Genomic DNA, 13,760 nt, shown 5'->3' on the forward strand with positions numbered 1-13,760 from the left:
TAGTTTATAATTTTTTTACCTGCATTCTTAAACGATACATTATGCAAAAGACAGCCTATCTAAAAGAATTGACGATAAGCGCAACCCAAAAAAAGAATGGCGCCGAAAACACAAAAACCGATGTAAGAAAAATACAATCCTGGCTTACCCTTTATTCAATGGTGCATCCCATCGTGGCGACAGCAACAGGAATTGATGGCGATTTTGGCACCGCAACGGAAAAAGCGGTCATCAATTTTCAAAAAGCAACGGGGATCCCCCAATCGGGTATTGTAAATCAAAATACATTTTCGCTCCTTTGCGCACCCCTGGCAAATGCATTTACAGTACCTGTTGCCGGCAATGACCTGCGCCAGTTGGTCGTTAATACAGCAGTCCGGCATGCGCAGCAAAATCCTTTTGAATTGAATTATGCCGGCCAGTCGAACAAGGGCCCCTGGGTACGGGCTTATATGGACGGTAATGAAGGCACTCCCTGGTTCTGGTGCATGGGTTTTGTGCAAACCATTATTGACCAGGCGGCTTCCCGACTGGATAAAAACTTTAAGAAATTAATGCCGCTTACCTATAGTTGTGATACGGTAGGAACAACAGGATTACAAAAGGGCTTGTTAAGCCGTTATACAACGGTTCGGAGTAATCCTTCTGCTGTAAAACCCGGTGACATTTTTTTGCTGCAAAAAACACCGTACGACTGGGTGCATACCGGCATTATTACAGCAATTGGTACGGATGTATTTGAAACCGTGGAAGGAAATACCAACCAGGGCGGTTCCAGCAATGGTATTGCAGTGCTGAAAAGAATAAGGAACTTCCGGCAATCGAAGCTGGATGTTTTTTCAATTCAGCCATTGGTGGAACAATAACAGGAATCGTATACTACTTTTCTTCTATGAAGCTACATATTACGGCATTAAGAACTTCAGAGCGGGATACCAGCTTTTGCAAAGGGCAGCATGCACGCCGGCAGGCCAGTACAGAAAAAGAGCCTGTTTTAAACGCATTTGATCATCTTAATACGGTGCGTAATTTCAGCTCAATGCATTTGCACCCGCCTGCCGTTCAGCCCGGGCTTTCCGTTAATCAATCCAATGACCCGGATAGCTATCGGGATGAGCAGGAAGCCGGTACGGTTGCAGAAAAAGTGATGCGTATGCCAGACAAGACCTGTACTAAAACGTTATATAACTTGCAGCGCAGGTGCAGCCATTGCGAAGAGGAAGAGAAAAGCATACAGCGTAAGGAAACGGGTACAAAAGATAGCCCCGCTTCGGTCATTACTCAAGGTTATCTGGATAATTTATCCGGTGGTAAACCAATAACGGATAAGGAACGCAATGTTTTGGAATCAAAAATGGGGTATGATTTTTCTAAGATCCGCGTATATGATGACGCCCGGGCAAGCAGGTCTGCAGAAGAATTGAATGCACTGGCTTATACGCACGGTAATCATATTGTTTTTGCAAAGAATCAGTACAATCCGCAAACAGCAGCAGGGCGCCGGCTGCTGGTACATGAACTGGTACATACCATGCAGCAGGGCAATAGGATCCGGCGGGATGAGCGGAAAGACAAGCAGGAAGATACCGATATTGTAAAGTTAAAAAAGAATATCAGCACCGGCGAATGGAAAGAAGCCTATCAATGGTTGAACGGGCAATGGATGAAAATAATGCTGGAAAAATTAAACGGCCTTACGGAACCGGAGGTGGACGCGCTGATCAGTAATACAGACGCTGCTAAAAATGCCAAAGACAGTATGCTGAGCAAAGAAGGTCAGCTGCGCTGCCTGGCTGCCCTGCGCTGCGTAAAAGCGGCCAAAAAAGAAGACTGGCCCGATGCTGAAGTGGAAGCCACCGTAAAAATGGCAGTAACGGTTCCTTTTGACCAGCGAAAAGAAATCATCATCTTTCTTTCAGCAGCCTCATCAAAGGCGGCTAAGAAGCTGCATGATGCGCTGAATAAGCCATTCCTGGGTTACACGGCATCTGCTTATGATTTTAGTGACCGGTTTCTGAAGCAATCGGACCGGCTTGGCTTTGAGGTAGAGCCCACAGCCAAAACGCTTCCGACAACTTCCTGGACAGGCGATGATCCCGATCCGCAATCACCAAAGACAACGGATGAAGCGACGAGATCTTTTGAAAAATCGGATATGGTGTTCTTTTCCGGACATCAATATGCTCAATATAAAAGGCCGGGCTTATATACAAATGATAACAGTGATAGTTGTTTTGACATCAGCGCTATTTCTAAAAAGATCAGCAGGGTAAAACTGGTTGCCAGCACCAGTTGCGCTACAATTTGTAAAGATGTAGCAAAGATTTATGAGAGCAAATTTCCCAACGCGCTCATACTTGGGTATAAATACAGCGCACCATTGAATGGCGGAAAGGTGAGCAGGGCATTCGGAGACAGCCTGATAAAAAAAGGTGCAATTGATCTGAGCACAAACGCCGGCCTGGATGCGGTTAGGGATTCCTGGAGAACCGTTACGCTGGCCAATCCCGGAAAGGAGGGCCAGCCGGGAATGCTGTTTGGAGGCAATGTGGAATTTTATAACGGCAAGAACTGGCAAACTGCAAAATCCGATAGCAGGGAGAATGATTGTCATTACCATTAAAATCAAAACGGATGACTACCTATTTACATAAGCAGGCAACTGCAAATACACATGAGCCTGCCATCGCTAAATCAGCTAAAACGGATTTGGTAAAGACAAATGATGCCGAAGGCGCTGGTTTGCCGGAGCAGGAAGCTGTTGCTTTTGATTTTATGCGGTTTCCTATTCACCGGCCGGCCATTCAGCCAAAATTGACTATCAATGAGCCCGGAGATATCTTTGAGCAGGAGGCGGATGCTGTTGCTGAAAAAGTAATGCGCATGGAAGTGGCGGAAACGCAGGGAGAACAGGCAAAGATAGTTCAGCGAAAATGTGCAGCATGTGAAAAAGAGGACGAAGAACTGCAACGTAAGGAAAAAGGAAGGCACGCCGCAGAGCGAAAACCGGGGGAAGATGAAAAAGAAGAGGGCGAAAGGATCATTCAGCGTAAGGAACTGTCCGGGAAAAATCATAAACAATACCCGCCTGCAGAAAACTACGTTACCCATTTATCAGGCGGCAGGCCATTAAACCCCGGTGATAAGCAATTTTTTGAATCCCGGATCGGGTATGATTTTTCAAAGGTCAGAATTCATGATAATGCGTTGGCTCATGAATCTGCAAAAAGCATGAATGCGCTTGCCTATACTCACCGCAATCATATCGTTTTTGGAGCTAACCAGTATCAGCCCGGATCGGAAAAGGGAAGGCGGTTGCTGGCGCATGAGCTGGTGCATACCGTTCAGCAGGGAAGTACAGTGCATAACTTTGTACAAAGAGATCTTGCTGTGGAACCACCAGGGCCTGCAGCGGTTGCCCGGGAGCTGACCCCTGAAGAAATACAGGAAGCCATACGCTTTAACCAGCAGCGGTTCCGGAGCGGGGAGGAGATCCGTAATTTAAGAGATGTGCTGGGGATCAGTCCTGAACCACCGGTTATTGATGAGGAATTTGTGAATACGGTGGTTCAGTGGCAGGCAGAGAATAACAAAACACAGGATGGTAAAATAGGAGCGGATACGGCCCGCTTTCTCGGAAAAGAAATGCTGGCGGAATCCGCTACAGATGCATCACAAAGAGGACCGGCCATTCAAATGCTGGAACGGGGCATTACTTTAACGCTTACAAATAATACCTATACGGATACGGCAACAACTTCACAAAAAAATATCCGGTTTAATGTATCCGTTCCCGAGGGATTGAATATAAGGGATTATGCATTGGTGAATTTTATCCGGGGCCAGATACTGCGTGTTCCGGGCCCTGCAAACCCTACGGTGACCATGTATGGAAATAATGTTCCTTATAACTTTGCGGCGGAACAGGTAGATTCGGTGGACACTGACCCCATTTACTGGAGCACCGCAGGCGCAAGGTGGAACTATAATGTTTCGGGAAGAACCTTTACAGCAACCGACAGCCCGGGCAGGGCGGACGGAACCTTTAACAGCGGTGACAGTGCCGATCTGAATTTCCGGATTGCGTTGTTCCGTGTCAGGGATCTTCCGCTTACCACGACCGGAAACGTGGGCGCTGCCCGGTCGCTGGTTTCACGCAACTGGCGGTTCTCTGTTGTACGGGATGCCGTCACGGGCGTGATCTCGCATCCCTGATCACCCCGAATTCAAACGTAATAATACACCGGGATCAATTATACTTTCGTCATACTGAGCGTAGCCGAAGCATCTCTTCAACTCTGAGACCTTTCGACTTCGCTATGCTGCGCTGTCAATGACAGATTACATTATACGTTGAAAACCAATCCTACCTTAGTCATGTTGAATTTATTTCAGCATCTATGTATATGATCACTCAACAGACCCTGAAACAAAAACAGATCCTGGAACAGGTCCGGGATGACATCTTCAGGGTAACCCGTAAGAATGATTGTCATTGCCTCATCGTTTTTGCCCGCCTCCCGGAGGCTACGCTGTACACACAACTTTTTTTTATCATTTTTGAGGCTTGTAATACTGAGCTGTCTTATTCAAGTTACAAAATCATCCGAAAATTCGAATGAGGTAATGACAGGCTTTCCTCTCTTCATTTTTTCAACCTTTTTCAATCGCCACAAAAGGTTGGCAAAAAGGCTTGGCCAAAAGAATGCTCCGCCTTTTGGCTTCCCACGCACGCGAAGATTCCAATCGAAAAAGCAACCCCAAAATGCTAATGAAGAGGTAGGCCGCAGACTCCACTGCCGGGCTGTTGTACAGTCATCACTGCGCTACTTTTTTACTGGAATGACTTGTTAAAAGATAAACATCTGTTGCGTAAAAAAGAGGCGCTATGAGCCGGTTGGCTGCAGTAGTCGTAATTATATTCCGGAATTGAAAACAAGAAAAACGCAGCGCATAATAATCAGAAACCCTTATACCTGTTGGCAAAAGATATGTATACTGGATAGCTCCCGGAGGGCAGGTAGCGTAAATAAAAAACTCAATATGACAATCAAGGAACCTTTTGGGCCAGCCCCAAATGAATTATTATTTTTGATCCCGGCTCATTATAAAATAAGGCTATGCAAAAAAAAACTTCAAACAATAAAAAAAAGGCAGCCGTTATCCTGGAACAGTTAAATGAATGGATGGACGCTGTTTATAATAAGGATACAAATGAATTAGCCTCTACAGGCGAAGCCCAGGCCCGGATCCGGGATTACTTATTGCAACTGGACCGGTTAAAGGTGACCTATGTGCTTAAAAACGGGCGTTATATGCTTTTGTGATGAGGTAGCAGCCTTATTTTATCTGCCCTTTAATTTCCTGCAGTTTCAGCAAGGCTTCAACGGGTGTTAACCGGTTGATATCAATATCAGCGAGTGATTTGCGTATCGCATCAAAAGTAGCACTGTGCGCATCAAAGATGGACAACTGGAATTGGGGAACTGTTATGTCTTTCACTTTTTCCTTAACAGACCGGCCTTGTTCTTTTTCATCAACATGCTTATGTTCCAGCTGGGACAGGATTTCGTTGGCCCGGCTAATTAAAGAAGGGGGCATGCCTGCCATTTTTGCCACATGAATACCAAAACTATGGGTGCTGCCTCCACGGGCCAGTTTACGGAGAAAAATAATTTTATTACCGATCTCTTTATTGGTAACGTGGTAGTTTTTGATACCCTCCATTTTTTCTTCCAGCTCGTTCAATTCATGATAGTGCGTTGCAAACAGTGTTTTAGGCTTGTGCGGAGATTCATGCAAATATTCTGCTATGCTCCAGGCTATTGAAATACCGTCATAGGTAGAAGTGCCGCGACCGATTTCATCGAGCAGCACAAGGCTTTTGTCAGTAATATTATTAATAATGGAGGCGGTTTCATTCATTTCTACCATAAATGTGCTTTCACCACCGCTTAAATTATCGGATGCTCCTACCCGGGTAAAGATCTTATCCGTTAAAGGAATTTTTGCCTCTGTTGCGGGTACAAAACTCCCCATATGTGCCATTAATGTGATCAGTGCCGTTTGCCGTAGCAGTGCCGATTTACCGCTCATGTTAGGTCCGGTAAGAATAATAATCTGCTGGCTGGTTTTGTTAAGCTCAAGGTCATTGTGGATGTAGCTCTCACCAACAGGCAGGTTCCGTTCAATAACCGGGTGCCGGCCTTCTTTCACATTCCATTCAGCCCCTTCATATACCACCGGTTTTTTGTATTGGTACTGGATGGCATTGTGCGCAAAGCAGCAAAGACAATCCAGTACGGCAACCAGGTTCCCGTTGGTTTGAATGGGTGCCAGGTAATCGGATAGCTCGTTCAGCAAATGATCATACAACTGCAGTTCCAGTACCAGGATCTTTTCTTCAGCTCCTGTGATCTTTTCTTCATATTCTTTTAATTCAGGTGTAATATAACGCTCCGCGTTGGCAAGCGTTTGTTTCCGGATCCATGAACCGGGCACCTTGTTTTTATGTACGTTGGTTACTTCAAGATAATAACCAAAGACATTATTAAAGCCGATCTTCAGGGAGCTGATCCCGGTGTGCTCGGCTTCTTTTGCCTGTAACTGTGTTAAATACGCTTTCCCGTTCTTCGATATATTTCTTAATTCATCCAATGCTGCCAGCACATTATCCCGGATCATGCCTCCCTTTGCCGCAACCGCCGGCGGGTTCTCAATGATCTCCGAAAAAATTTTTTCGGCTATAAGCGGGCAGGAATTTAAGGCATCTCCGGTCCGTTGCAGATAGGGGTTGCTGTGCGCCAGGCAGATCTGTTTAATGATAGCTACCTGTTGCAGTCCTCTGGCCAGTTGTAATACCTCGCGCGGGTTAATTTTTTTGGCAGGTATTTTGGCTACCAGCCGCTCAATATCTCCACAGTGTTTAATGGCCTGTATCAGGGACTGTCTTAAGTCAGTATCCCTGATCAGCACTTCTACTACCTCCAGCCGTTCATTGATCTTATGCACATCGATCAATGGAAAAACGATCCAGCGTTTCAGCAAACGCGCGCCCATAGGAGATGCGGTATTATCCAGCACTTTCAAGAGGGTGTGTTGCTGGTCATTCTGGCCGCCGATCAGTTCCAGGTTGCGGATCGTAAATTTATCCATCCATAAAAAATCATTTTTATGAATGCTGCCGATAACGGTAATATGCTGTAAGTTGGGGTGTTCTGTGTCCTTCAGGTAATGGATAAGGGCTCCCGCTGCAGTAATGCCCAGTTTTATTTCATCGATCCCGAATCCTTTTAAGGAATGGGTCTGGAAATGTTTTAATAAGATGTCCCGGGCGTAAGCCTCGTCAAAGATCCATTCATCTAACGTGTAGATATAGGTTTTGCTTCCAAAATATTCTTTATATTTCTTTTGCTGGTGCCGCTGAAAAATAACTTCTGACGGGCGAAAGCTTTGTAGCAGCTTGTCTGTATATTCCTGGTCGCCTTCCGCAATAAAAAATTCGCCGGTTGAGAGGTCTAAAAAAGCAAGCCCAAACACATCATCATCTGTAAAATGAATAGCCGCAAGAAAATTATTACTGTTGTGCTCCAGCAGCTTGTCATTCATAGCGGTGCCGGGGGTCAGCATCTCTGTTACTCCCCGTTTCACAATGCCCCTGGCCTGTTTTGGGTCTTCCAACTGGTCACAGATCGCCACCCTGTAACCGGCTTTTACTAATTTATGCAGATAAGTGTCTAAAGAATGGTGCGGGAAGCCGGCCAGGTCTAAAGAGGCCGCTGCGCCGTTATTTCTTTTGGTCAATGTAATGCCAAGCACCTGGGAAGCAATAATCGCATCCTGGCCAAAAGTTTCATAAAAATCGCCCACCCGGAACAACAGGATTGCATCCGGGTATTTTTGTTTTATAGCCTTGTGCTGCTGCATCAGCGGCGTATCCAGGGGATTATTCTTTGCTTTAGCCATGACGCACAAAAATAGGGCGAAAAGGCCATTTTAAAGGGACTGCCTGCCTGGTTTTTAAGAGGGTGCCGAAAAAAATAGCGCCTGATTTTTAAATAGTAAGCAACCTTATGGCATAATTGTTGGTCTATGTTCATAAAATCTTAATATTATGAAAAAGTTACTGCTTTCTGCCGTAGTGCTCGCTACGTTGGCAATGGGTGCAAATGCACAAACACAAAAAGGCTATTATTTGATTGGTGGAGATATTGGTAATATCAGCGCTGATTTACAAAAAGGGGGATCCACGTTTGGGATAAGCGTTACTCCAAAGGCTGCATGGTTTATCCAGGATAATTTTGCGATCGGTGGCCAGGTAGGATTGGGATATCTTACAAAAAAACATGCTGGAAATACCTTTACTTATAATATTGGTCCTTTGGCAAGGTATTATTTTGGAGATGCTCAAATGGAGAAAGTAAAAATTAATGCTCCGAAACCCGTTCGCTTTTTTGCAGAAGCAAATGCAGGCTTTGCCGGATCAAATACCAAAGTTCCAGGCGAAGATGCCGCTACTACAAACGGCTTTAATGTAGGCATCGGGCCAGGTGTGGCATTTTTTGTTAACGAGAACATTGCTTTAGAGGCATTGGCAAAATATGATCTGACATTAGGTTTTGGTACAACTCCTACAATCAACCATATTAATGTGGGCGTTGGTTTCCAGATCTACCTTCCCGGTTCTAAGTTGAAGGCAATTAAAAATGATATGAAGTAGTAACCAGTTATAGCAAAAAGTGCCAACCGTCCGGATTTATTTCCGGGCGGTTTTTTATTGCACTTTTCTTTAATGAGTTTTAATTTTGCAGTATGCGAAAATTAAGTATGGAAGAATTGGGACGAAAGACCGTGGAAGAATTTAAGGAATCGGAAAAGATGCCGATTATTGTCGTATTGGAAAATATTAGAAGTGCTTATAATGTGGGCAGTGTGTTCCGCACCTGCGATGCTTTTTTGATAGAAGCAATCTATATTACGGGATATTCGGCAAAGCCGCCGCATAAGGAGATAAAAAAGACGGCCCTGGGGGCTGAGGAATCTGTTAGCTGGAAGCATTTTACCAGTGCCCCGGAAGCTATTGAAGCGCTGCACAGGAACGGATATACCATTTTGGCGATAGAACAGGTAGAAAACAGTAAAAAGCTTCATGAACTGCAATGGGATGGAAAAAGCAAGATAGCCCTGGTGTTTGGGAATGAAGTAACAGGTGTTGAGCAGCAGACGATCGCCTTATGTGATGATTGTCTTGAAATACCCCAGCTGGGCATGAAACATTCCTTAAATATAGCCACTGCCGCCGGTGTGGTTTTATGGGAACTGGTAAGGAAAAGTATTCCCTGATCCCGAGGTGCTATCGGCATTAACTATTAATAGCTTATGGTTCATGACTAAAAGTCAATAGTGAATGGTGAATAGTCAATGGTTCATAGTTCATTGACATCTGATAACTGATCGCACAAATCTGAATTCTCAATGCTTGCCGATTGCGTGAAGTCCGTTAATTTTGCCCGATGTCTGTTACAAAAAATTATCTGAGCCTGGTAAAGTTCTCGCACACCATTTTTGCCATGCCCTTTGCCTTTATTGGGTTTTTTCTGGGGATAAGGGATCTGGACATAAGTGATGCTTCGCCCAATGCTACAGGCATCATGCCCACCATGTGGAACAAGACCCTCTATCTTTTCAGGGAAAAAGGCTGGTTGTTCTTGCTGGTGCTGTTATGCATGGTGTTTGCGAGGAACGCCGCAATGTCGTTCAACCGTTACCTGGATCGTAAATATGATGCGCTGAATCCGCGGACGGCTGTGCGGGAAATACCCGCAGGCATTTTATCTGCCAAAAGTGTTTTATGGTTTGCCATCCTGAATGGCCTGCTTTTTATAGTGGCAACCTATTTCATCAACCGGATCTGCTTTTATTTGTCTCCAGTAGCGCTTCTGGTAGTGCTGGGGTACAGCTATACCAAGCGGTTTACCGCCTTATGCCACCTGGTGCTGGGGCTGGGATTATCATTGGCGCCCATAGGGGCCTACCTGGCTGTTACCGGGGTTTTTAATACATTGCCTGTATTGTTTGCATTTGCTGTGGTATTTTGGGTAAGCGGGTTTGATATTATTTATGCGTTGCAGGATGAACAGTTTGACCGTTCCAATAAATTATATTCCATCCCCTCGCAACTGGGTGGGCGGGGTGCATTACGGGTTTCTGAACTGCTGCACCTGTTGAGCGCGGCCTCCGTAATAGCGGCAGGTTTTTTAGGAGGCTTTGGATGGTTGTACTGGTGCGGTATTGCGGTGTTTGCAGGAATGCTGCTTTATCAGCATAGCATTGTAAAGCCCAATGACCTCAGGAGGGTCAACCTGGCATTTATGACCGCCAACGGCATTGCATCCGTTGTATTTGCCGTATTTGTGATCGCGGATCTGTTTCTGGTGCAGGGTTCATAGTCAATGGTTCATGGTTTTGTAGACGATCATTGGTTAAAAACGTTAACTTTTACATTGCTTATTTTATATTCCTTATTTCTCATTTTTCATTTCTCATTTCCATGGCCCGGATCCTTGCAATAGATTATGGTTTAAAACGAACAGGAATAGCGGTTACAGACCCGTTGCAGCTGATTGCAACCGGGCTTGCTACCATTAACTCCGGGGAACTGATCCCATTTTTAAAGAAATATTGTTTGCAGGAGCCGGTTGAAAAAATCATTATCGGTGACCCTAAAAACTGGGATGGCTCAGATACTCATGCTACGCCGCTGGTGAAAAAGGCTATCGCAGACATCAGAAAGCATTTCCCGGCTTTGCCGCTGGAAACGGTAGATGAGCGTTATACCTCCAAAATGGCAAAGGACGCCATGCTGGAAATGGGGCTGAAAAAAATGCAGCGCAGGAACAAGGCCCTGGTAGATGAAATTGCTGCTACTATTATGCTGCAGGAATATATGGGTAGGAGCGGGATGTGAAAATGTGGTAAATGCGGAGCTATGCTAATTTAGAAATGGGGCTATTGGGGAGTAGGCAGTAGGAGGCTTTGTTTATAGTCCATGGCCAATAGCCCATGGTTTTCTTCGACACTGAAAACTGATAGCTGATAACTGAAAACTGAAATCTAAATTCTCATTACCTTTGCAGCTATGATATTACCAATTGTTGCATATGGCAACCCGATCTTAAGAAAAGTAGCAGCCGATATTGATGCCGGTTACCCTGGTTTACAGGAACTCATAGCATCTATGTGGGAAACCATGTATGCCAGCAATGGAGTGGGACTGGCGGCTCCGCAGATCAATAAATCGATCCGTCTCTTTGTTGTAGACAGCCAGCAGATTATTGAAAATCTTGAAGAAGAGGACAAAGACCTTTATCCCGGTGATGAAGGTATAAAACAAGTCTTTATCAATGCCTATGTTGATGAAACAGAGGGCGAGCTATGGAGCTATAATGAAGGATGCCTGAGCATTCCCAAGATCCGGGAAGATATCCGCCGTAATGAAACGGTAACTATTACCTACCAGGATGAGCATTTTCAGCAGCATACGAAAACCTTTAGCGGCATTACTGCAAGGGTCATTCTGCATGAATATGACCATATTGAAGGAAAATTGTTTATAGATTACCTGCCTCCTTTAAAAAAGAAGCTGATCAAAGGAAAGCTGAATGATATTTCCACCGGGAAAATAAAAGTGGATTATAAGATGTCATTTAATTAATACATGTTTTTATAAATCAGGCATTGTAAGCATGAAAAAAGAGCTGTTTCTTATAGGTCTTTTGATGATTGTGGTTAACGGCTATACGCAGTCCAAAAAATATACGGTTGCCAACGCCCATTCCCATAATGATTATGAGCAGCGAAAACCTTTTTGGGAGGCATACCGCCACGGATTTGGTTCTGTTGAAGCAGATGTATTCCTCGTAAACCATCAGTTGGCGGTTGCGCATAATGCGAAGGACATCAGACCCGGCAGGGAACTGCGCTCTTTATACCTGGATCCGTTGCGGAGCTGTATCCGTAAAAATAACGGGTTCGTTTATGCTGATCCGCAAAAACAACTGAACCTTTTAATTGATTGTAAAACAGCAGGGATTCCTACGCTGGATGCTATCATCAGGGAATTAAAAGAATATCCTGATATTATTGATAATAAAAGCATCCGGATCGTTATTACCGGCAACCAGCCCAATAAGGATTCCCTGTTCATATATCCCGCATTTATAGGTTTTGACGGGGATCTTACTTACCGTTATTCCGGAAAAAACCTGGACAGGGTAGTGCTTTTCAGCGCCAATTTCAGAGATTATTCACAATGGAATGGGGAGGGCATGCCGGACAGCGCTTCAAAAGCTGCTTTGGAAAAGGCCATCCTTGCCGCAGGACAGGCAGGCAAACCTATTCGTTTCTGGGGAGCCCCGGATAATGAAAATGCCTGGAAAATTTTTGAAGGAATGGGGGTAGGCTTCATCAATACAGATAAGATTGCAGCATTGAGCCAATTCCTGACGCACCGGTTTTAACGCTCGTTCAGTTGAATATTGCCTTGTTCCGTTTTGTTTACTGCAATCAGCAGAACAGGGCGCATTGTAAAAGATTGCCGATCCGCTTTTCTGTTGATATATGAAAAAATGATATTGTTAGAAGAATCGCGCAGAAGGCTAACGGGAACAAGTATGGTAGCCGTGTCTGTTTCCGGCTTTATAACCGCAATAACATACTCCCGGTCAAAATAAACAGGAGTTGGCCTTTTCTTCATGGTAGCAGCAGCTCCAAATGTTTTTTCAAATTGGTCTTCTGACTCTATTTTTAACGGTACTGTCTGGTTTTTTACCGTATTCTTCAGAAAATAATGTTCCAATACTTTGTATGGAATATCGGCTTGGGTAGCCGGGACTGCGGTTTTGCTGATCAGACTGTCGGCTGAGGATGTTTTCGGAGAATTATCGGGGCTTTGGCAGGCGGCAAGAAATAACCCGGCTGCAAAAAATGCCTTGATTTGGACTGTCATAAGTATAAAGATAAAAAGAAATATTCAGTAAAGGGCCTGGTTTCCGGACGCCCTGTATCTGGTGCCGGTTCCGGATGATGGAAGATTGTTAATTCTATTTCATTGATTATTAAAGGTTAGTAATTATTATTGATGATTGCTGGTTTGTTCCATCTGGCTGTGCATTCCGGTTGTACTCTTTTTACAATCTGGCCGGGCCTACTTATTAAATTTTTTGCAGTAAAAAACGAAATATCTGTTTAAAAATTAGTTTATTTCAAAACGAGGCTGTACATTTGCACTCCCAAATAAAATTGGGATTTATCCAATGTCACAGAGAATCAGAATTAAATTACAGTCTTACGATCACAATTTAGTTGATAAATCGGCTGAAAAAATTGTGAAAACAGTGCGCAGCACTGGTGCAGTTGTTACAGGGCCTATTCCTTTGCCCACACACCGTAAAATATTTACTGTTTTACGCTCTCCTCACGTAAATAAAAAGAGCCGTGAGCAGTTTCAGCTGGCTACACACAAAAGATTATTGGATATTTATACTTCTTCTTCCCGCACGGTAGATGCTTTGTCAAAGCTGGATCTTCCAAGCGGTGTAGAGGTGGAGATCAAAGCCTAAGACCCGGCAGGGCTGACAAAGCCAGAGGCAATAGTTCTTTTTTAAACATTTTTCATCTCTCAATTCCCGAAAAGCGGGAAGAAAAGAGCTCTGAGATACACTTCTTAAGTAAAACTGAAGTAAAACATAAAAACAAGCCAT

Annotated in this window: 13 protein-coding genes; 11 read left to right on the plus strand and 2 right to left on the minus strand. The window is 44.4% G+C overall.

Features of this window, described 5'->3' with window-relative positions; all coding sequences use genetic code 11:
- Positions 1-41: 41 nt before the first annotated feature.
- From A8C56_RS04850 to A8C56_RS04870, 4 genes are all read left to right on the plus strand, one after another.
- Positions 42-866, plus strand: a complete 825-nt coding sequence (locus tag A8C56_RS04850) for a peptidoglycan-binding domain-containing protein (protein ID WP_067752800.1) — start codon at positions 42-44, stop codon at positions 864-866.
- A gap of 26 nt (positions 867-892) precedes the next feature.
- A complete protein-coding gene (locus A8C56_RS04855; RefSeq protein WP_067752802.1) occupies positions 893-2,623 on the plus strand; it encodes an eCIS core domain-containing protein in 1,731 nt (576 codons plus the stop codon).
- Positions 2,624-2,634: 11 nt separating this feature from the next.
- A complete protein-coding gene (locus A8C56_RS04860; protein WP_067752805.1) occupies positions 2,635-4,215 on the plus strand; it encodes an eCIS core domain-containing protein in 1,581 nt (526 codons plus the stop codon).
- 905 nt (positions 4,216-5,120) lie between these two features.
- On the plus strand, positions 5,121-5,327 hold the full coding sequence (locus tag A8C56_RS04870; RefSeq protein ID WP_067752811.1) for a hypothetical protein: 207 nt from the start codon (positions 5,121-5,123) through the stop codon (positions 5,325-5,327).
- Positions 5,328-5,340: 13 nt separating this feature from the next.
- Here A8C56_RS04870 and mutS read toward each other — a convergent pair whose 3' ends face one another.
- Positions 5,341-7,965 carry a DNA mismatch repair protein MutS gene (mutS, locus tag A8C56_RS04875; protein WP_067752813.1) on the minus strand — a complete coding sequence of 875 codons (2,625 nt, stop codon included), beginning with the start codon at positions 7,963-7,965 and terminating at the stop codon, positions 5,341-5,343.
- Positions 7,966-8,113: 148 nt separating this feature from the next.
- Between mutS and A8C56_RS04880 the strand changes: the two genes are divergently transcribed.
- The 6 genes from A8C56_RS04880 (at position 8,114) to A8C56_RS04905 (ending at position 12,518) form a co-directional block, all read left to right on the plus strand.
- Entirely contained in the window at positions 8,114-8,719 is a 606-nt protein-coding gene (locus tag A8C56_RS04880) for an outer membrane beta-barrel protein (RefSeq protein WP_067752815.1), read from the plus strand.
- 92 nt (positions 8,720-8,811) lie between these two features.
- Positions 8,812-9,342, plus strand: coding sequence for an RNA methyltransferase (locus A8C56_RS04885; RefSeq protein WP_067752817.1), 531 nt, complete (start codon positions 8,812-8,814; stop codon positions 9,340-9,342).
- A 170-nt stretch (positions 9,343-9,512) separates the two neighbouring features.
- Positions 9,513-10,448 (plus strand): UbiA-like polyprenyltransferase, encoded by a 936-nt coding sequence (locus A8C56_RS04890; RefSeq protein WP_067752820.1) that lies wholly within the window; start codon positions 9,513-9,515, stop codon positions 10,446-10,448.
- Between the two features lie 101 nt (positions 10,449-10,549).
- Entirely contained in the window at positions 10,550-10,966 is a 417-nt protein-coding gene (gene ruvX, locus A8C56_RS04895; protein ID WP_067752823.1) for a Holliday junction resolvase RuvX, read from the plus strand.
- Positions 10,967-11,137: 171 nt separating this feature from the next.
- Complete coding sequence (gene def, locus A8C56_RS04900) at positions 11,138-11,713, plus strand: peptide deformylase (RefSeq protein ID WP_067752826.1); 576 nt, start codon at positions 11,138-11,140, stop codon at positions 11,711-11,713.
- Between the two features lie 31 nt (positions 11,714-11,744).
- Entirely contained in the window at positions 11,745-12,518 is a 774-nt protein-coding gene (locus A8C56_RS04905) for a phosphatidylinositol-specific phospholipase C/glycerophosphodiester phosphodiesterase family protein (RefSeq protein WP_067752829.1), read from the plus strand.
- Here the strand turns inward: A8C56_RS04905 and A8C56_RS04910 are convergent.
- On the minus strand, positions 12,515-13,006 hold the full coding sequence (locus tag A8C56_RS04910) for a hypothetical protein (RefSeq protein ID WP_067752832.1): 492 nt from the start codon (positions 13,004-13,006) through the stop codon (positions 12,515-12,517). The genes A8C56_RS04905 and A8C56_RS04910 overlap by 4 nt on opposite strands.
- A gap of 307 nt (positions 13,007-13,313) precedes the next feature.
- On the opposite strand from A8C56_RS04910, the gene rpsJ reads away from it, so the two are divergent.
- Positions 13,314-13,619, plus strand: a complete 306-nt coding sequence (rpsJ, locus tag A8C56_RS04915) for a 30S ribosomal protein S10 (RefSeq protein ID WP_008584585.1) — start codon at positions 13,314-13,316, stop codon at positions 13,617-13,619.
- Positions 13,620-13,760 lie beyond the last annotated feature (141 nt).

The sequence above is a fragment of the Niabella ginsenosidivorans genome, assembly GCF_001654455.1.
GTDB lineage: Bacteria > Bacteroidota > Bacteroidia > Chitinophagales > Chitinophagaceae > Niabella > Niabella ginsenosidivorans.

Coding starts and splice junctions, on each gene's coding strand:
- A8C56_RS04850 (WP_067752800.1), top strand. CDS start 42: ATGCAAAAGACAGCCTATCTAAAAGAATTGACGATAAGCGCAACCCAA.
- A8C56_RS04855 (WP_067752802.1), top strand. CDS start 893: ATGAAGCTACATATTACGGCATTAAGAACTTCAGAGCGGGATACCAGC.
- A8C56_RS04860 (WP_067752805.1), top strand. CDS start 2,635: ATGACTACCTATTTACATAAGCAGGCAACTGCAAATACACATGAGCCT.
- A8C56_RS04870 (WP_067752811.1), top strand. CDS start 5,121: ATGCAAAAAAAAACTTCAAACAATAAAAAAAAGGCAGCCGTTATCCTG.
- mutS (WP_067752813.1), bottom strand. CDS start 7,965: ATGGCTAAAGCAAAGAATAATCCCCTGGATACGCCGCTGATGCAGCAG.
- A8C56_RS04880 (WP_067752815.1), top strand. CDS start 8,114: ATGAAAAAGTTACTGCTTTCTGCCGTAGTGCTCGCTACGTTGGCAATG.
- A8C56_RS04885 (WP_067752817.1), top strand. CDS start 8,812: ATGCGAAAATTAAGTATGGAAGAATTGGGACGAAAGACCGTGGAAGAA.
- A8C56_RS04890 (WP_067752820.1), top strand. CDS start 9,513: ATGTCTGTTACAAAAAATTATCTGAGCCTGGTAAAGTTCTCGCACACC.
- ruvX (WP_067752823.1), top strand. CDS start 10,550: ATGGCCCGGATCCTTGCAATAGATTATGGTTTAAAACGAACAGGAATA.
- def (WP_067752826.1), top strand. CDS start 11,138: ATGATATTACCAATTGTTGCATATGGCAACCCGATCTTAAGAAAAGTA.
- A8C56_RS04905 (WP_067752829.1), top strand. CDS start 11,745: ATGAAAAAAGAGCTGTTTCTTATAGGTCTTTTGATGATTGTGGTTAAC.
- A8C56_RS04910 (WP_067752832.1), bottom strand. CDS start 13,006: ATGACAGTCCAAATCAAGGCATTTTTTGCAGCCGGGTTATTTCTTGCC.
- rpsJ (WP_008584585.1), top strand. CDS start 13,314: ATGTCACAGAGAATCAGAATTAAATTACAGTCTTACGATCACAATTTA.